13 protein-coding genes, 3 tRNA genes and 1 pseudogene are annotated in these 18,125 nt (G+C 67.5%); 8 read left to right on the forward strand and 9 right to left on the reverse strand.

All coding sequences use genetic code 11. From position 1 onward, the window contains the following. Positions 1 to 5: 5 nt before the first annotated feature. A complete protein-coding gene (locus tag BKE09_RS04135; protein ID WP_075674901.1) occupies positions 6 to 734 on the reverse strand; it encodes a response regulator in 729 nt (242 codons plus the stop codon). A gap of 204 nt (positions 735 to 938) precedes the next feature. Between BKE09_RS04135 and BKE09_RS04140 the strand changes: the two genes are divergently transcribed. From BKE09_RS04140 to BKE09_RS04150, 3 genes are read left to right on the forward strand one after another with little or no spacing between them, the layout of a single operon-like run. Continuing rightward, positions 939 to 2,180 carry an efflux RND transporter periplasmic adaptor subunit gene (locus BKE09_RS04140; protein WP_075674902.1) on the forward strand — a complete coding sequence of 414 codons (1,242 nt, stop codon included), beginning with the start codon at positions 939 to 941 and terminating at the stop codon, positions 2,178 to 2,180. After that, on the forward strand, positions 2,177 to 4,135 hold the full coding sequence (locus tag BKE09_RS04145) for a MacB family efflux pump subunit (protein ID WP_075674903.1): 1,959 nt from the start codon (positions 2,177 to 2,179) through the stop codon (positions 4,133 to 4,135). Before BKE09_RS04140 ends, BKE09_RS04145 begins: the two co-directional genes overlap by 4 nt. Next, positions 4,132 to 5,574: a TolC family protein gene (locus BKE09_RS04150; RefSeq protein WP_075674904.1), complete on the forward strand. Its 1,443-nt coding sequence runs from the start codon at positions 4,132 to 4,134 to the stop codon at positions 5,572 to 5,574. The genes BKE09_RS04145 and BKE09_RS04150 overlap by 4 nt, the downstream gene beginning before the upstream one ends. A 132-nt stretch (positions 5,575 to 5,706) precedes the next feature. On the opposite strand, the gene rlmB is transcribed toward BKE09_RS04150, so the two are convergent. The 3 genes and pseudogenes from rlmB to rnr form a co-directional block, all read right to left on the reverse strand. Continuing rightward, positions 5,707 to 6,450, reverse strand: coding sequence for a 23S rRNA (guanosine(2251)-2'-O)-methyltransferase RlmB (rlmB, locus tag BKE09_RS04155; RefSeq protein ID WP_075674905.1), 744 nt, complete (start codon positions 6,448 to 6,450; stop codon positions 5,707 to 5,709). 123 nt (positions 6,451 to 6,573) lie between these two features. Beyond that, positions 6,574 to 7,056 carry a GFA family protein gene (locus BKE09_RS04160; protein WP_075674906.1) on the reverse strand — a complete coding sequence of 161 codons (483 nt, stop codon included), beginning with the start codon at positions 7,054 to 7,056 and terminating at the stop codon, positions 6,574 to 6,576. A 204-nt stretch (positions 7,057 to 7,260) separates the two neighbouring features. After that, a pseudogene (gene rnr, locus BKE09_RS04165) lies at positions 7,261 to 9,489 on the reverse strand (ribonuclease R); the annotation flags it as partial. 359 nt (positions 9,490 to 9,848) lie between these two features. On the opposite strand from rnr, the gene BKE09_RS04170 reads away from it, so the two are divergent. Both BKE09_RS04170 and BKE09_RS04175 read left to right on the forward strand, forming a co-directional pair. Then, positions 9,849 to 9,933 (forward strand) — tRNA-Leu (locus BKE09_RS04170). Positions 9,934 to 10,139: 206 nt separating this feature from the next. Next, positions 10,140 to 10,224 (forward strand) — tRNA-Leu (locus tag BKE09_RS04175). A 56-nt stretch (positions 10,225 to 10,280) separates the two neighbouring features. Here the strand turns inward: BKE09_RS04175 and BKE09_RS04180 are convergent. After that, entirely contained in the window at positions 10,281 to 11,027 is a 747-nt protein-coding gene (locus BKE09_RS04180) for a sulfite exporter TauE/SafE family protein (protein ID WP_075674908.1), read from the reverse strand. Between the two features lie 98 nt (positions 11,028 to 11,125). Between BKE09_RS04180 and BKE09_RS04185 the strand changes: the two genes are divergently transcribed. Continuing rightward, entirely contained in the window at positions 11,126 to 12,025 is a 900-nt protein-coding gene (locus BKE09_RS04185; protein ID WP_075674909.1) for a LysR family transcriptional regulator, read from the forward strand. Positions 12,026 to 12,075: 50 nt separating this feature from the next. Then, positions 12,076 to 12,160: transfer RNA gene (locus tag BKE09_RS04190), tRNA-Leu, on the forward strand. Between the two features lie 179 nt (positions 12,161 to 12,339). Here BKE09_RS04190 and emrB read toward each other — a convergent pair. Genes emrB through emrR form a run of 4 tightly spaced genes read right to left on the reverse strand, consistent with a single transcriptional unit; the run spans position 12,340 to position 17,057 of the window. Then, positions 12,340 to 13,926, reverse strand: a complete 1,587-nt coding sequence (gene emrB / locus BKE09_RS04195; protein ID WP_014036530.1) for a multidrug efflux MFS transporter permease subunit EmrB — start codon at positions 13,924 to 13,926, stop codon at positions 12,340 to 12,342. Positions 13,927 to 13,933: 7 nt separating this feature from the next. After that, entirely contained in the window at positions 13,934 to 15,112 is a 1,179-nt protein-coding gene (gene emrA / locus BKE09_RS04200; protein WP_014036529.1) for a multidrug efflux MFS transporter periplasmic adaptor subunit EmrA, read from the reverse strand. A gap of 11 nt (positions 15,113 to 15,123) precedes the next feature. Next, complete coding sequence (emrC, locus tag BKE09_RS04205) at positions 15,124 to 16,617, reverse strand: multidrug efflux transporter outer membrane subunit EmrC (protein ID WP_075674910.1); 1,494 nt, start codon at positions 16,615 to 16,617, stop codon at positions 15,124 to 15,126. Then, positions 16,614 to 17,057, reverse strand: a complete 444-nt coding sequence (gene emrR, locus BKE09_RS04210; protein ID WP_014036527.1) for a multidrug efflux system transcriptional regulator EmrR — start codon at positions 17,055 to 17,057, stop codon at positions 16,614 to 16,616. Before emrR ends, emrC begins: the two co-directional genes overlap by 4 nt. A gap of 172 nt (positions 17,058 to 17,229) precedes the next feature. Here emrR and BKE09_RS04215 point away from each other — a divergent pair, with 172 nt between their 5' ends. Further along, complete coding sequence (locus tag BKE09_RS04215) at positions 17,230 to 18,111, forward strand: helix-turn-helix transcriptional regulator (RefSeq protein ID WP_170871761.1); 882 nt, start codon at positions 17,230 to 17,232, stop codon at positions 18,109 to 18,111. Positions 18,112 to 18,125: the final 14 nt, after the last annotated feature.

An 18,125-nucleotide genomic window follows, 5' to 3' on the forward strand; every position in this document is an offset into this window, starting at 1 on the left:
GCGGCTTATTCCAGGTTGACCGACGAGGCCAGCACGTAGCCTTCATTGCGTACGGTCTTGATCAGTCCGTCCGGGCCACCATCGTCACCCAGTTTGTTGCGCAGGCGGCTGACCTGCAGGTCGATCGCGCGGTCCTGTGCCTCGTAGTTGCGGCCGCTGCTGAGCGCGACCAGCTGCTCGCGCGACAGCACCTTGTTGGCGTGGGCGATGAACACCCGCAGCAGGCGGAACTCGGCACCGGACAGCACCACCACGCGGTCATCCGGATCGACCAGGTGGCGATGCTCAAGGTCGAATACCCAACGCGAGAAGCGCGCGCGGCGTACCGCCAGCGGCTCCAGATTGGCCGGCAGCGCCTCGGTTCGGCGCAGCACGTTGCGGATGCGCGCCAGCAGCTCGCGCGGCTCGAACGGCTTGGCCAGGTAGTCGTCGGCGCCCATTTCCAGGCCCAGCACGCGGTCAATCGGCTCGGCGCGTGCGGTCAGCATGATCACCGGCGTGTTCGAACGCGCGCGCAGGTCACGGCACAGGGTCAGGCCATCCTCGCGCGGCAGGTTGAGGTCCAGCACGATCAGGTCCACGTGCTCGCGGTCCAGCAGCTGGCGCATGGCGGTGCCATCGGCCGCGGTGCTCACCTGGTAGCCGGCACGGCCGAGCTGCTCGGCCAGCAGCGTGCGGATGTCGTTGTCGTCGTCGACGATCAGCAGTCGATGCATCGGGTCTTCAGTCTCCATGTCGCGATCATCCCGTGTCGGCAGCTGAACCGCATCCGGGGCAATGCGTACCAGTGTATCCACCCATGGGCGGGATACCTGTGGATACGCGTATTCACCGACAGTGTTACATACAGACATACCCCGAGGATTGAGCCGTCCATCGCCCGGTCTTCACAATGCCCACCAACGCCGCCCGCGCGGCCCCGAGAGTGAAGCCACGACGTGACGTTCCGCCTGCTGCCCGCGACCCGCCGGAGTCGCCTGATACTGATCGCCCTGCTTGCCCTGATCGTCGCCGCGACCGCCTGGTGGCTGCTGCGCAAGCCCGCCGCCCCGGCGGTGGCCACCTCGCCGGTCAGCCGCGGTGACATCGAGCAGACGGTGGACGCCACCGGCGTGATCGACGCCTACAAGCTGGTCAGCGTCGGTGCGCAGGCCTCGGGCCAGATCAAGTCGCTGAAGGTGCAGCTGGGCGACACCGTGAAGGAAGGCGACCTGATCGCCGAGATCGACGCCACCACCCAGCAGAACCAGGTGCTCAACGCGCAGGCCTCGCTGGACCAGGTCACCGCCCAGCGCGCCGTGCAGCAGGCCACCCTGCGCCAGGCCGAACTGGAGTTCGCGCGCCAGCAGCAGATGCTGGCTGCCGAGGCCACCTCACGCCAGGAATACGATGCCGCCGAAGCGCAGCTGAAGACCGCCCGTGCCCAGCTGCAGTCCTACGAGGCGCAGATCAAGGGCCGCGAAACCGAGCTGGGCACCGCCCGCGCCAACCTGGCCTATACCCGCATCACCGCGCCGATGGATGGCACCGTAGTGGCGGTGGTGGCCGAGGAAGGCCGCACCGTGAACGCCAACCAGACCGCGCCCACCATCGTCATGCTGGCCCGGCTGGACGTGGTCACCGTCAATGCCGAGATCTCCGAAGCCGACGTGGTCAAGATCAAGGCCGGCATGCCGGTGTACTTCACCACGCTGGGCGACCCGGACCGCAAGTACCACGCCACGCTGCGCCAGATCAATCCGGCGCCGGCCTCGATCGCCAACGAGAGTTCGTCCAGTTCCAGCAGTTCGTCCAGTTCCAGTTCCAGCAGCGCGGTCTACTACAACGCGCTGTTCGACGTGGAGAATCCGGATGGCACCCTGCGCATCGACATGACCGCGCAGGTCTCGGTACTGCTGAAGCAGGCCAAGGGCGTGCTGATGGTGCCGGCGGTGGCACTGGGGCCGAAGCGTCGTGGCGACGAACGCATGGTGCGGGTACTGGATGACAAGGGCCAGCCGCAGCCGCGCAAGGTCACCGTGGGCATCAACAACGGCGCCTCCGCCGAGATCCTGTCCGGGCTGAAGGAAGGCGAGCGCGTGGTGGTCGGCGAAGCCAGCGCCGCCGCGGCCGGTGCCGGTGGCGGCAACCGCGGCGGCATGCAGATGCGGGTTGGCGGCCCGGGCATGGGGCGCCGATGAGCACGACGGCGCCGCTGCTGCGCCTGCGCGACCTGCGACGTGAATTCCCGGCCGGCGACGATGTGATCGCCGTGCTGCGCGACGTCCATCTCGACATCCACGCCGGTGAGATGGTGGCCATCGTCGGCCAGTCCGGCTCGGGCAAGTCGACGCTGATGAACATCCTTGGCTGCCTCGATCGCCCCACCCGTGGCAGCTACCAGGTGGCTGGCCGCGAGACCGGGAAGATGGAGCCGGACGAACTGGCCGAACTGCGCCGCGAGCATTTTGGTTTCATCTTCCAGCGCTACCACCTGCTGGGCGATCTGGATGCGCGCGGCAACGTGGAGGTGCCGGCGGTGTACGCCGGCAGCCCCGGCCCAGTGCGCAACGCGCGTGCCGAGCAGCTGCTGCAGCGGCTGGGCCTGAGCGACCGCATGCATCACAAGCCGGGCCAGCTGTCCGGTGGCCAGCAGCAGCGCGTGTCGATCGCACGTGCCCTGATGAACGGCGGCGAGGTGATCCTGGCCGACGAACCGACCGGTGCGCTCGACACGAAATCCGGCGAGGAAGTGATGGCGATCCTCGGCGAGCTGCACGCCGAAGGCCACACCATCATCATCGTCACCCACGACATGAGCGTGGCCGAGCACGCGCAGCGCATCATCGAGATCCGCGACGGCGAGATCATCGCCGACCGCGCCAACCCGAATGCGCCGACCTACCGTGCACAGCGCGAGGCCAGCACCGGCGTGGCCCGCGGCAACAGCTGGCGGGCGGCCCGTGACCGCTTCACCGAAGCATTCCGCATGGCCCTGCTGGCGATGAACGCACATCGGCTGCGCACCTTCCTGACCATGCTCGGCATCATCATCGGCATCGCCTCGGTGGTCTCGGTGGTGGCGCTGGGCAATGGCTCGCAGCAGCAGATCCTGCAGAACATCAGTGCACTCGGCACCAATACGATCGACGTCTATCCCGGCCGCGGTTTCGGCGACATGCGCTCGGCACGGGTGCAGACACTCAAGGCCAGCGATGCCGATGCATTAGCAAAGCAGAGCTACGTGGACAGCGCCACCCCCAGCGTTTCGACCTCGGTCACCGCGCGTTACCGCAACCAGTCGTCCACCGCCCAGGTCAGTGGCGTCGGCGAGCAGTTCTTCCGGGTCAAGGGCGTGACCCTGCTCAGCGGCAGCTTCTTCGATGCCGATGCGGTGAAGGGGCTGGGCCAGGTGGCGGTGATCGACGAGAACACCCAGACCCAGTTCTTCCCCGATGTCGATCCGGTCGGCCAGGTGATCCTGCTCGGCAACGTGCCGGCACGCGTGGTCGGCGTGGCCAAGCGCCAGAGTTTCGGCTTCGGCGGCAGCACCAGCCTCAGCGTATGGGTGCCCTACACCACGGTGATGTCGCGCATGCTCGGCCAGAGCCACGTGTCCAGCATCACCGTGCGCGTGGACGACGCCACGCCGATGGATGCCGCGCAGGAAGCGATCACCCGCCTGCTGACTCTGCGCCATGGCACCGAGGACTTCTTCCTCAGCAACAGCGCCGAGATCCGCGAGACCATCGAGCAGACCACGCGCACGATGACCCTGTTGATCGGCGCCATCGCCGCCATCGCGCTGCTGGTGGGCGGCATCGGCGTGATGAACATCATGCTGGTGTCGGTGACCGAGCGCACCCGCGAGATCGGGGTGCGCATGGCCGTCGGTGCACGGCAGAGTGATATCCGCCAGCAGTTCCTGATCGAAGCGGTGCTGGTCTGCCTGCTCGGCGGCGTGCTCGGCATCGGCCTGGCGCTGCTGTTGGGCTCGATGATCGGCCGCTTCGCCAGCGACTTCCAGGTGCTGTTCTCCACCGCCTCGATCGTCGCCGCGTTTGCCTGCTCGACCCTGATCGGCGTGGCGTTCGGCTTCCTGCCCGCACGCAATGCCGCGCAGCTCGACCCGGTGGAGGCCTTGGCCCGCGAATGAAGATGATGATGATCCGACTGCCCTTCCCTGCTTCCCCGCGCCTGCTGCTGGCGGGTGCTGTACTGCTCGCCTTGTCCGGCTGTGCGTCGGTCGGCCGCTATCCGGTGCAGGATCCCGACGTGGCGGCCCGCTACGGGCGCGGCGATGCCACCCTCAACGCCCCGGCCGACGATCCGCGCAGCAGCCTGGATACGCCCGGCCGCGACATCCGCCAGGACACCTGGTGGATCGGCTTCGGCGATGAACGCCTGGACCGCCTGGTGGCGCAGGCACTGGCCGCCAACAGCGATCTGGCCGCCGCCGGCCTGGCCGTGCAGCGTTCGCGCCTGCAGGCCGGCCTGGCCAGCAACGCGCTGTGGCCGCAGCCTTCGTCATCCGGCGTCAGCGGCAATGCCAGCCGCGCCACCGACCAGGCCGACGACTGGCGCCGCAGCTATTCCACCGGCGTCTCGCTGGGCTGGGAAGTGGACCTGTGGGGCCGCCTGCGCACCCAGCGCGACATCGCCCGCTGGGAAGCCGAGGCCAGCGAGGAAGACCGGCAGAACACCGCCCTGCTGGTGATCAGCGACACCATCACCCAGTACTGGAACCTGGCTTACCTGAACCAGTCGATCGCCACCGGCCAGGCCAACCTGGAGCGGCTGGAACGCACCCGCGAACTGGTGCAGGCCCGCTTCGACGCCGGTGCGGTATCGCGGCTGGAAGTGCGCCAGGCACTGCAGAACCTGCAGTCGCAGCGGTCCTCGCAGAGTGCGCTGGAGCAGCAGCGGGTGGAGGTGCGCAACGCGCTGACCGTGCTGCTGGACGGCACGCCCTGGCCCCAGCAGGACGAGCCACAGGACCTGCTGGGTGCACGCAGCCCAGGTATCAGCGAAGGCCTGCCGACCGACCTGCTCGGCCGCCGTCCCGACCTGCGCGCGGCCGAACTTCGCCTGCGCAACAGCCTGAAGACGATCAAGGTCACCGCCACCCAGTACTACCCGGCGCTGAGCCTGACCGGCAGCCTCGGTTCCAGCGCGACCTCGCTGGGCGATGTGCTGCGCAACCCGGTGGCCACGCTGGGCGCCGGCCTGTCGCTGCCGTTCCTCAACCTGCAGCGTGCGCAGCTGGATACCGATATCGCCGGCACCGCCTACCAGATCGCCGCCACCAACTTCCGCAAGACGCTGTACACCGCGCTCTCGGAAGTGGACAACGCGCTGTCGGCACGCGAGCAGCTGATGCGCCAGGTGGCCGCCTCACAGGCTTCATACGATGAGGCGGTGGAAGTGGAACGCGCGCAGGAAGTGCGCTACCGCGTGGGCGCCACCGACCTGCGCACCTGGCTGGAAGCGCAGCAGACCCGGCGTGATGCCGAGCTGTCGCTGGCGCGCGTGCGCCAGGGCCAGCTGAACAACGACGTGACCCTGTTCAAGGCGCTGGGCGGCAGCGCGGGGTGAGGCTTTGGGAGCGCCAACCAAGGTTTGCCACTACCCGGTAGGTGTCGCCCCTGGTCGACACGGCACATGAAAAAGGGGTCAGATCCCTCTCCAGCGGAGAGGGATCTGACCCCGATTACACGGCGCTGCCGATCAACCGCGCTGGCGCACGGCCTCGAACAGGCTGACGCCGGCGGCAACGGAGACGTTCAGGCTCTCGATCTCGCCCGGCATCGGGATCTTGACCAGGCCATCGCAGTTCTCGCGGGTCAGGCGGCGCAGGCCATCGGCTTCGCCGCCCAGCACCAGGGCGATGTTGCCCTTCAGGTCCAGCTGGTACAGCGAGGCGGTGGCTTCACCGGCCAGGCCGTAGATCCACACGCCCTGCTTCTGCAGGTCCTTCAGGCAGCGCGACAGGTTGGTCACCGCCACCACCGGGATGAGATCGGCGGCACCGGCCGAGGTCTTGCGCACAGTGGCATTGACCGTGGCCGACTTGTCCTTCGGGATGATCACTGCGGTCGCCCCGGCGGCAGCGGCCGAGCGCAGGCAGGCGCCGAGGTTGTGCGGGTCCTGCACTTCGTCCAGCACCAGCAGCAGGGCCTTGCCCTCGGCCGCGGTGACCAGGCCTTCCAGCTCGTTCTCGCTGTAGGTGCGGGCGGCGGCATAGCGCGCAGCCACGCCCTGGTGGCGCACCGAACCGCCAACACCGTCCAGCGCCTGGCTGTTCACCCTGCGCACGTCGATGCCCTTGCGACGGGCGTTCTCTTCGATCTCGGTCAGGCGCGGGTTCTTCGCACCGGCCTCGACCAGCACTTCGCGGACGTTCTCGGCGTCGTTCTCGATGGAGGAGGCGACGGCATTGACGCCGACAATCCACTGGCTGTTCTTGCTCATGCGGGCGGGGACCGGAAAGGGGGTGGCTATGGTAGAGCATCGGCGGGCCGGGCGCTGCGGCCGGCCGGCCCTCTGAAGCCTGGACCCAGGGCAGCCGAGCGTGGGCTCGGCGCTACAGGCGGGTCATCGGCTGCGCGGCGGCCAGTGTGGGGTGTCGTGGTCGGGGTGCTGGTGGGACACGATGGTGGCCAGGAACTCCAGCGCCGCGACGTCTTCCTCGGTGCGTCGTGCCGGCAGGCCGGACAGGCTGTCGACGAACGGCAGCTTGCGCTCCACCCCGTACTGGATCGTCGGTGGCAGGCGTTCCGGCTCGTCGAAGGCGCCGGCGGCCACGGCCACGCCATCCGGGGCTTCGTAGGTCAGGGGTGTGCCGCAGTCGGCGCAGAAGCCACGCCGCACCACGTTGGACGACTGGAAATAGCGCGGCTGGCCGCGGGTCCAGCTGAACTGCACGCCGCGCACGGATACCAGCGGCGCGTAATAGGCACCGAAGGCCTTCTGGCACATCCGGCAATGGCAGATCGAGCTGTCGGTCAGCGCACCGCGCGCCTGGAAGCGGATCGCGCCGCACTGGCAGCCGCCGCTGTATTCGGGTTGGCCCTGCATGGTGAGTTCCTCCGAAACGTCGTGCCAACCAACGGTTGGCACCTACCGGGTGAGGTTGGCACCTACCGGGTGAGGTGGATGCCTACCGGGTGAGGTGGATGCCTACCGGGTGAGGTGGATGCCTACCGGGTGAGGTGGATGCCTACCGGGTGAGGTGGGTGCCTACCGGGTGAGGTGGGTGCCGACCGTTGGTCGGCACACCTTTCAATACTGCTTTTTCGCGCGCTTGGCCGGCTTGCCACGCTCGGGCAGCGGCGGCAGGCCATCGCCCTCGTCTTCGCCCTTGTGCTCGACCAGGCGGAAGTCGATCTTGCGCTCTTCCATACTGGCCTTCAGCACCAGGATGCGCACGCGGTCACCCAGCCGATAACTGCTGCCACGGCGTTCGCCGGTCAGCGTCTTGCGGGTGGCGTCGAACTTGTAATAGTCCTGCGGCAGCTGGGTCACATGCACCAGGCCCTGCACCTTGGACTCGTCCAGTTCCACGAACAGGCCGAAGCTGGTCACGCCGCTGATCACGCCGTCGAACTGGCCGCCCACGTGCTTTTCCATCCACGCCGCGCGGTAACGCTCGTCGACTTCGCGCTCGGCCTCGTCGGCACGACGCTCACGCTCGGAACACTGCAGCGCCAGGGCTGCCATTTCGCGCGCGTTGTAGGTGAACTTGTCCAGCGGCTTGCCAGACAACGCATGCTTGATCGCACGGTGCACCAGCAGGTCGGGGTAACGGCGGATCGGCGAGGTGAAATGCGCGTACGCCTCCAGCGCCAGGCCGAAGTGGCCGTGATTTTCCGGGCTGTAGATCGCCAGGCTCTGGCTGCGCAGCAGCACCGATTCCAGCAGCGTGGCATCGGGGCGGTCGCGGATCTTCTTCAGCAGCTTGGTGTAGTCACCCGGGCGCACCTTCGACCACGGCGGCAGGCTCAGCTTGAACTCCTTGAGGAATTCCAGCAGGTCGGCGTACTTGGTTTCCGGCGGCTTCTCGTGGATGCGGTACGGCGCCGGCACATGGCGCGACAGCAGGTATCTGGCCGCCTCGACGTTGGCCGCGATCATGCATTCCTCGATCAGCTTGTGCGCGTCGTTGCGCACCAGCATGCCGGCCTGGGTCACTTCACCGCGGTTGTCCAGCACGAAGCGCACTTCACTGCTTTCGAACTCGATGGCACCGCGCTTGGCACGTGCCTTGGACAGCACCTTGTACAGCTGGTGCAGGCGCTGCACCTGCGGCAGCAGGTCGCCCATCCAGGCCTTGGTATCGGCATCGTCCTCGCCCACCGCCTTCCACACCTGGGTGTAGGTCAGGCGCGCATGCGAGTTCATCACCGCCTCGTAGAAGCGCGAATGCGTGACCAGGCCATCGCGGTCGATCTGCATGTCGCAGACAAAGCACATGCGGTCGACCTTCGGCATCAGCGAGCAGATGCCGTTGGACAGCGTCTCCGGCAGCATCGGCACCACGAAACCCGGGAAGTACACCGAGGTGGCGCGCTTCTGCGCTTCCTCATCCAGCGGCGTGCCGGGGCGCACGTAGTTCGAGACATCGGCGATCGCCACCACCAGGCGGAAACCCTCGGCATTCGGCTCGCAGTACACCGCGTCGTCGAAGTCCTTGGCATCCTCACCGTCGATGGTGACCAGCGGCGTGCTGCGCAGGTCGACGCGGTCGCCGATCATTGCCGGCTCGACCACCAGCGGCACCGAGGCCGCTTCGTCCAGCACCTCCTGCGGGAACTCGAACGGCAGCTCGTGGCCGTGGATGGCGGTCTCCACCACCAGCGACGCGGTCAGCTTGTCGCCGAGCACGGCGATGATGCGGCCGATCGGCGGACGGCGGCTGTCCGGCGCCTGGGTCAGTTCGCAGACCACCAGCTGGCCGTCGCGCGCGCCACCGGTCTGGTCCGGCGGCACCTGCACGTTGCGCTGCACGCGCTTGTCGTCGGGCACCACGTAGTTGATGCCCATCTCGATGCTGAAACGGCCGATCAGGCGGGTCATGCCGCGTTCGAGCACGCGGGCGATGCTGCCTTCGCGGCGGCCACGGTGATCGATACCGGTCACACGGGCGAGCACCTTGTCGCCGTGCATCACCTTGCGCATCTCATACGGCGGCAGGAACAGATCGTCGCCGCCTTCGACCGGGCGCAGGAAGCCGAACCCTTCCGGGTTGGCGATCACCACGCCGGTGACCAGGTTCAGTGTCTGGATCGGAGCGAAACCGCCCCGGCGGTTCTGCACCAGCTGGCCATCACGGACCATGGCGCCGAGCCGGCGCGACAGTGCTTCGGCCCGGTCCGGCGCGGTCAGGCCCAGGCGCGCGCCCAGTTCTTCGGCAGTCTGCGGCCCTTCGCAGCGCTCCAGCAGGGCCAGGATGGCCTCGCGACTGGCGATGGGCTGTTCGTATTTCTCGGCTTCGCGGGCGGCATAGGGATCGTCGATCACCTTGCCGGTCGGCGGCAGCTTGCGGCCCGGCGCCGGGCCCGGGGCGTCGGTGCTACGGGCCTTGCGGCCTCGCGGCGGTGCACCGCCGTCATTCAATTCGGGGAACCAGCCCGGCAACGGCTTGCCCGGCTTGGGGGTGCGGGCTGCGCCCGTCTTGGCGCCCTTCTTCGGGGCCTGGCTGCGGGACGTACTCCCGCCCTTGCTTGGTTTTTTGGTAGTCATCGCCCTACATGGTAGCCGCTGACGGCGTGCAGAACGGGTCAGCGGCCGCCTTGAAGGCCTTGCATGAAAAATATTCAGGAAGTCGTTGACAGCCTGCGGATTCATCTTCACAATTGCGCCTCTGGAACGCCCAGGTGGCGGAATTGGTAGACGCACTAGTTTCAGGTACTAGCGGGTAAAACCGTGGAGGTTCGAGTCCTCTCCTGGGCACCAACGAAAAAACTCCTCGCTTCGGCGGGGATTTTTTTTGCCTGCGATCCGGCGCCGGGGTCGGATTCCTTTCCACAGGAAAGGGCACTGACCCCAACGCGAGCCCCATGGGTTCAGAGCCCCTTTCGCAGGCGAAACATGATCCGACCCCGGATCTACGAAAGGTGTTGACACCCCCGTCACAGCACCCCATAATCTCGCTCCTCGACGCCCAGGTGGCGGAATTGGTAGACGCACTAGTTTCAGGTACTAGCGGGTAAAACCGTGGAGGTTCGAGTCCTCTCCTGGGCACCACGTCGAGAATGAGAAAAACCCGCGAAAGCGGGTTTTTTCATGCCCGGAATGCGGCATCAGAACAACGGCCGCAGCACCAGCTCCAGGCCGAGCAGCAGGAGGAACCCCAGGAAGCAGGCGCGGAACACGCGCGCACTGATCCGCTGCCGGATCACCTGGCCCAGCCACATGCCCAGCAGCGCCGGCAGCACCGCCAACGCACTCAGCCCCAGCTGCTGGATGCCGAACGCACCGTGCAGCACCAGGCCAGTAGTCAACGAAATCGTCGACACGGTGAACGCCAGCCCGAGCGCCTGCACCAGCTCCTCGCGCTGCAACCCCAGCGATTGCAGGTACGGCACCGCCGGCATCACGAACACACCCGTCGCACCCGTCACCACACCGGACAGCGCACCCACCAGCGGCCCCAGCCAACGCTCGCGCCGCTGCGGTACCCGGAACACCGGCGCGAGCAGCGCATACGCCGCGTAGACCACCAGCGCCACGCCCAACGCCACGCGCGACCAGGTGCGATCGACCCGCACCAGCAATGCTGCCGAACCCAGCGTCACCACCACCACGGCCAGCATCATCGGCCACAGGCGCCGCACGATGTGGCCCAGTGACGGCCCGGACAGCAGCTGCCACGCATTGGTGACGAAGGTCGGGATGAACAGCATCGACGCCGCCGCCACCGGCGACAGCGCGCCACCGAGCAGGCCCATCGCCACCGTCGGCAGCCCCATCCCCGTCACGCCCTTGACCACGCCGGCCAGCACGAACACCACCACCAGCAGCAAGTAGAAGTACATCGATTCATTCATGCCTTCATTGGATCGGGCCGTCGCCCGGCGCACAATGCGGTCTTCCCGGCCGAGCCTTCGGCTGACCCGAAGGCGCCGGATCAGCAATGAGGCACGACATGCGGATGGACATCGCCGACCTGCGCCTGTTCCTGGCCATCTCCGAAGCGGGCAGCATCACCGCCGGCGCGGCACAGGCAAACCTGGCGTTGGGTTCAGCCAGTGAGCGCCTGCGCACGATCGAAGCCGATGCCGGTACCCCGCTGTTGAACCGGCACCCACGCGGCGTCAGCCTGACCGAGGCCGGCGCCGCCCTCGCCCACCATGCACGGCTGATCCTGCAGCAGCAGGCACAGCTGCGTGGCGAAATGCAGGCGTTCGCGCATGGCGCGCGCGGCACCCTGCACCTGTATGCCAACACCGCCGCGCTGACCAACTACCTGCCCGCGCGGCTCGCACCGTGGCTGGCCGAACGCCCGCGCCTGCATGCCGAACTGATCGAGCGCACCAGCCCCGAAGTCGTACGCGCGATCAGTGCCGGCCAGGCCGAGGCCGGCATCATCAGCGACGCGGTCGACGCCGCCGGCCTGCAGCAGCACGTGGTCGCCGAAGACCCGCTGGTGATGCTGCTGCCGGCCGATCACCGCCTCGCCTCGCGGCGCAGCGTGACCTTCGCCGAGGTTGCCGGCGAGACCTTCGTTGCCCTGGCCGATGGCAACGCACTGCAGACCTACATCGAGGACCAGGCGCGCGACATCGGGCGACGCCTGGATGTGCGCATCCGCATGAAGACCTTCGAAGGCGTGTGCATCATGGTCGGCCACGGCATCGGCGTCGGCATCGTGCCACGGACCATTGCGCGCCAGCATCGGCGCAGCACGCACACCGTCGCCGTACCGCTCGCCGATGCGTGGGCGCAACGACGCCTGTGCGCCTGTTTTGCCGAGTGGACGCGACTGTCACCGGCGATGCGCAGCCTGCTGCATCACCTCGGCGTGCAGCCGCAGAAAAAAGTGTGAAATGTTGTTGACACATCTTCTGTCGCTCCCCATAATTCATCTCCTGAGTCGCCCAGGTGGCGGAATTGGTAGACGCACTAGTTTCAGGTACTAGCGGGTAAAACCGTGGAGGTTCGAGTCCTCTCCTGGGCACCACGACTCAAGATGATCAAACCCGCGAAAGCGGGTTTTTTCGTTTCCGGGGTCTGCCATGTCAACGCGATGGCGACGCTCATCCACGCATGGCGTGGATCTACCGAATTGCACAACGCTCCAAACAAAAACCCCGCCTTCCGGCGGGGTTTCTGCATTGGCGCTACCGAATGGCAGACCGGTCAGTGCCCGCCACCGGCGGCCGCACCTGCACCTGCGCCGAACGGCGGCTTGGCCAGCCACAGGAACGCGATGATCGCCAGGAAGATCCAGCCCAGCAGGAAGAAGATGTCGTTGAAGCCCATCTGCGACGCCTGGTGGTTGATCATGTTGTTCAGTACCGCTGCGCCGTGTTGCAGGTCGCCCTGCCCCATCGCGGTGACCTGGTCCTGCATGCCCGGCTGATAGGCCGAGATGTGCTCGGTCAGGTCGGCATGGTGCACCTGGGTACGCCGCGCCCACAGCCACGTCGTCAGCGACGCCGCGAAACTGCCGCCCAGCGTTCGCAGGAACGTGGCCAGGCCGGAGCCGGCCGCGATCTCGCGACCATCCAGGTCCGACAGCAGGATCTGCAGCACCGGCATGAAGAACAGCGCGACGCCGATGCCCATGATCAGCTGTACGCCGGCCACGTGCATGTAGTCCACCTGCAGGTTGAAGTTCGAACGCAGGAAGCTGGTCATCGACAGCACGATGAAGGCCACCGTGGCCAGCATGCGCATGTCGAAGCGCGATGCGTACTTGCCCACGAATGGCGTCATGATCACCGGCAGGATGCCGATCGGCGCGGTCGCCAGGCCTGCCCAGATCGCGGTGTAGCCCATGTCACGCTGCAGCCACTGCGGAATCAGCAGGGCCACGCTGAAGAACGCGGCGTAGGCCACCACCATCGCCAGCGTACCGGCGCGGAAGTTGCGATGACGGAACAGCTTCAGGTCGACGATCGGATCCTTGTCGGTCAGCTCCCAGATCAGGAACACGGTCAGCGTCACCACCGCCACGCAGGCCAGCACCACGATCTTCATCGACGAGAACCAGTCCTCGTCGTTGCCCAGATCGAGCACCAGCTGCAGCGCACCGACACCAATCACCAGAGTGATCAGGCCGACGTAGTCCATCTTCGGCTTCTCGATCTGCTCCGGGCGCCCTTTCAGCTGGTTGCCCACCACCAGCGCGGCGAAGATGCCCAGTGGCACATTGATCAGGAAGATCCATTCCCAGCTGTAGTTGTCGGTGATCCAACCGCCGAGGATCGGACCGCAGATGGGCGCCACCACCGTGATCATCGCCAGCAGCGCCAAGGCCTGTCCGCGTTTCTCGCGCGGATAGATCGAGACCAGCAGCGACTGCGTGATCGGGTACATCGGGCCGGCCACGAAACCCTGCAGCGCACGCGACAGCACCAGCATGCCCATGCTCTGCGCCAGGCCGCACAGCAGCGAGGTGATGACGAAGGCCAGCGTGGCCCAGACGAACAGCTTGCGTTCGCCGAAGCGGCGGCTGAGCCAGCCGGTCAGCGGCAGCGCGATGGCCGTGCTGACCGCGAACGAGGTGATGACCCAGGTCGCCTGCTGCGAACTGGCGCCGAGGTTACCGGCGATGGTCGGCAGCGAGACGTTGGCGATGGTGGTGTCGAGCACCTGCATGAACGACGCCATCGCCAGGCCCACGGTGCACAGGGCGACACTGGGCGGCAGGAACCCGGAGGCCGCACCTGGCGCCGCCGGTGCGCCCGGAGCGCCGGGCGCGGCTGGAGCTTGTGCGGACATGGCGACCTCAGCCCACCTTCGCCTGCTGCGGCAGGTTGCCCTGGATGATCGTGTGGATCACCTCGTCGGCATCATGCAGCTGCTTGGCATACACGTCGGTGTCGAACACCGTGCCCTTGGCCGGGGTGCTCGGCAGCACTTCGCCCTTCTGATCGCGCAGGCTCACTTCGGCCTTCATCGACAGGCCGATGCGCAGCGGGTGTTCGGCCAGCTGCTTGGCATCGATGGCGATGCGCACCGGCACGCGCTGCACGATCTTGATCCAGTTGCCGCTGGCGTTCTGCGCCGGCAGCAGCGAGAACGCCGAGCCGGTGCCCAGGCCCAGGCTCTGGATGCGGCCCTTGTACTTCACGTCACCGGCATACAGGTCCGACTTCAGCTCCACTTCCTGGCCCAGGCGCATGTGGCGCAGCTGGGTTTCCTTGAAGTTGGCCTCGACCCACATCTGCTCGGTCGGCACCACGGCCATCAGGGCATTGCCCGGCTGCACGCGCTGGCCCACCTGCACCGAACGACGGGCCACGTAGCCGGTGACCGGCGCGACGATGCCGGCGCGGGCGTTGTTGAGGAAGGCCTGGCGCAGCTGCGCGGCGGCGGCCTGCACGTCCGGCTGGGTGGCGATCACGGTGTCGTCGACCAGCGCGCGGTTGCGCTCGACGGTCTCGCGCGAACCGGCCACGGCCGCTTCGGCCGCAGCCAGCTCGTCGCGGGCGTGGGCCAGTTCTTCGTTGGAGATGGCGCCGGTGGCGGCCAGGTCCTTGCGGCGGGCGAAGTCGTCGCGCACGCGCTTCAGGGTCACCTGGCGGGCATTCAAGTCCGCCTGCGCGCCTTCCACGCTGCGGTACAGGCCACGGGTCTGGCGCACGGTCTTGGCCAGGTTGGCTTCGGCCTGCTGCAGCGCCACCGACGTGTCGGACGGGTCCAGCTGCACCAGCAGCTGGCCGCGCTCCACGCGCATGCCGTCATCGGCATTGATGGCGACCACGGTACCGGCCACCAGCGGGGTGATCTGCACCTGGTTGCCCTGCACGTAGGCATCGTCGGTCTCTTCGAACCAACGGCCGAACATGAAGTACCACAGCGCCAGTGCGGCAAGCAGCAGCACGACGATCACGAACAGGCCGCGCAGCAGGTTGCCGCGGCGGTTGGGGGCGGCCGGGGCCGCGGTGTCTTGGGTCTGGCTCATGGCGGGCGTCTTCAGGAATGCGAGGAATCGGAATGGGAGGCGATCGGTGCGCGGTCGGCGTCAGCGGGCTGGAAACCACCGCCCAGCGCCTTGCTCAGGCGCACCGAGGTCTGCACCTGCTGCGACTGCAGGCCGGCCAGCTGCTGCTGCGATTGCAGCAGGGTGGACTGCGCGGTCAGCACGTCCAGGTAGCTGCCGATGCCGGCGCGGTAGCGCTGCTGGGCCAGGTCGAAGGCCGAGCGTGCGGTGTCCACGGCCTGCTGCTGCGCGTGCGCCTGCTGCGCCAGCGAGCGCACCGCGTTGACCTGGTCGGCGACGTCGCGCAGTGCATCGAGCACGGCCTGGTTGTAGTTGGCCACCGCCAGGTCGTACTGCGCGTCGGTGTTGGCCAGGTTGGCGCGTAGCTTGCCGCCTTCGAAGATCGGCAGGCTCAACGCCGGGCCGATGTAGGCGAAGGTGGAGCTGCTCTTCAGCAGGTCACCCACGTTCGGGGCGACCACGCCGGCCAGCGCGGTCAGGTTGAAGCTCGGGTAGAACCTGGTCCTGGCAACCTTGATCTGCTTGTCGGCCGCTTCCACGCGCCAGCGCGCAGCCACGATATCCGGGCGACGGCCCAGCAGTTCGCTGGGCAGCACGCCCGGCAGCTGCAATGCCATCGGGTTCAACGGCTGCGGGCGCTGGATCGACAGGCCACGGTCCGGCCCCTTGCCGACCAGTGCGGCCAGCGCGGTGCGGGCGGCATCGATGCGCTGCTGCGCGGCCAGTACCTGCTGCTGCGCGGCCGGCACGCGGGCCTCGGCCTGGCGCACCTGCAGATCGCTGTCGATGCCGGCGCTGCGGCGCTGGCGGGTCAGCTGCAGCGACTTCTGCGAGCGGGTCAGTTCTTCCTCGGCCACGTCGTTGAGCTGCCACGCGTAAGCCAGATCGGCATAGGCCTGGGCAATGCCGGTGGACAGGTTCAGGCGTGCGGCCTGGGCTTCGACGGTGGCAGCATGCGCGCCATCCACGGCGGCTTCCCAGGCGGCGCGCTTGCCGCCCCACAGGTCCACGCCGTAGCTGAAATCGAAGGCGACCTGGCTGCTGCCGCCATAGCGGCCGCCCATCTCGCTGCCGACCATCGACTCGGGCAGGCGCAGGCCGGTGTAGCCACCGGACACCGACAGGCTGGGCAGCTCGTCGGCACGCGCGGTGCCAACCTGGGCCTGGGCCTGGCGCAGGCGCGCATCGGCGGCGTCCAGGCTCGGGTGACCGGCCAGGCCCTCGGCAACCAGCGCGTCCAGCTGCGCATCGCCCAGTGCCTTCCACCAGTCCTGCGCCGGGAAGCCGGCGGCGCTCAGGTCGGTGTCGGCCAGGGTGCGTTCGCTGTGCAGGCTGTCCACATCAAGCACGTGGCCCTGCGGGTTGAGGCCACGGCTGCTGGCGCAGGCGGCCAGGGCCAGGGCCAGCGCTGACACCAGCAGCGCGCGCCCGGACCGGCGGAGAGTGGAATGCGGGATCGGGTTCATGGGGTCGTCAGTGAATCGCGGATTCGGGTAAGGAGAGACAGCAGCAGCGTGCGCTCATCGGCGGAAAGATCGCGTAGGGCGTAATCCATCACCGCGTCGCCGCGCAGCTTCAGCCGCGCCCACAACGCGCGGCCTTCATCGGTCAGTACGATCTGCAGTGCCCGCCGGTCCTGCGCATGCGGCTCGCGGCGGACGCAGCCCAGCGCCTCCAGCTTGTCCAGCAGCCGGGTCACCGCGCTGGGCACCTGGTCGATGGCCTGGGCCAGTTCGTTGGCGGTGCACGGCGCCATGCTGGATAGCACCTTCAACCCGATGTAGTGGGTGAAGCCGATGCCCAGATCTTCTTCAGCCATGGACGCGTCGAGTTGGCGGACCAGGCCGTCGCGCACCTGGCGCAGCAGCAGGCCGAAGCTGGGGGGAGTGGTTGCAGGACAGATCATGGGAGAGCATTCTCTTCCAAAAAAAATATTTCTCAATGGAAATATTCGATCTGGCATCGAATGCTGTGTTGCAGCAGCGGGCTCGATCAGTGAAGGCGCCTACCTTAATGATCTGGTCAGGTGGCCCGGTAGTACAATCCAGCCAATGGATGACACATTTCAGCCAGTGGACATGATGAACAAGGCAGAAATTCAGGTTCCCAAGCGCCTGCTCAGGGATGACGCTCTGGACTGGTTCGAGCGCAATGACGGCCCGCCGGTCATCGCTTTCCGCTTCGACAGCCAGCAGGGCCTGGCCCGCGAGGTGGACTGGCACCACCACCAGCGTGCCCAGCTGATCTGCGTCGAACGCGGCCTGCTGACCACCCGTACCTCGCATGGCACCTGGTCGCTGGCGCCGGGCTCGGCCGGCTGGATGCCGCCGCTGGAACCGCACACGGTCACCCTCGACGGCCCGCTGCGCGGCTGGGGCATGGCGTTGGCCGCACCGGCCTGCGCCACCCTGCCCGCCGACCCCTGCGTGCTGGGCCTGTCCAAGCTGGCACAGGCGCTGGCCGACCGCATCTGCGAATGGCCGCTGGGCTATGACACCACGCCCGAGCGCCAGCACATCATCGACGTGCTGCTGGACGAGATCCGCAGCGCGCCGCGCCAGCGCATGCACCTGCCGATGCCCCACGACCGACGCCTGCTGAAGATCGCCTCGCAGTTGCTGGCCGACCCCTCAGACGAGCGCAGCCTGGCCGAATGGGCGCATTGGGCCGGCCTGTCACCGCGCAGCCTGACCCGTCACTTCCGCGACGAGACCACGCTCAGCTTCGCCCAGTGGCGGCAGCAGGCCCGCCTGTCCGAGGCGCTGCGCCAGCTGACCGACGGCCGCAGCGTGGCCGACATCGCCCACGCGCTGGGCTTCAGCAGCGCCAGCGCCTTCGTCACCGTGTTCCGCCGCCACTTCGGGTTGCCTCCCGGGCGCTACCTGGCACGGGCCGGGCACGGCCTGGAAACCGGGCTGGACCCTGCACGTGGCTTGGCATCCCCCGCCGCATCCGGATAATCACAGGATTGCGA

This window comes from Stenotrophomonas sp. TD3 (assembly GCF_001939825.1).
In the GTDB taxonomy this organism is placed as follows: domain Bacteria; phylum Pseudomonadota; class Gammaproteobacteria; order Xanthomonadales; family Xanthomonadaceae; genus Stenotrophomonas.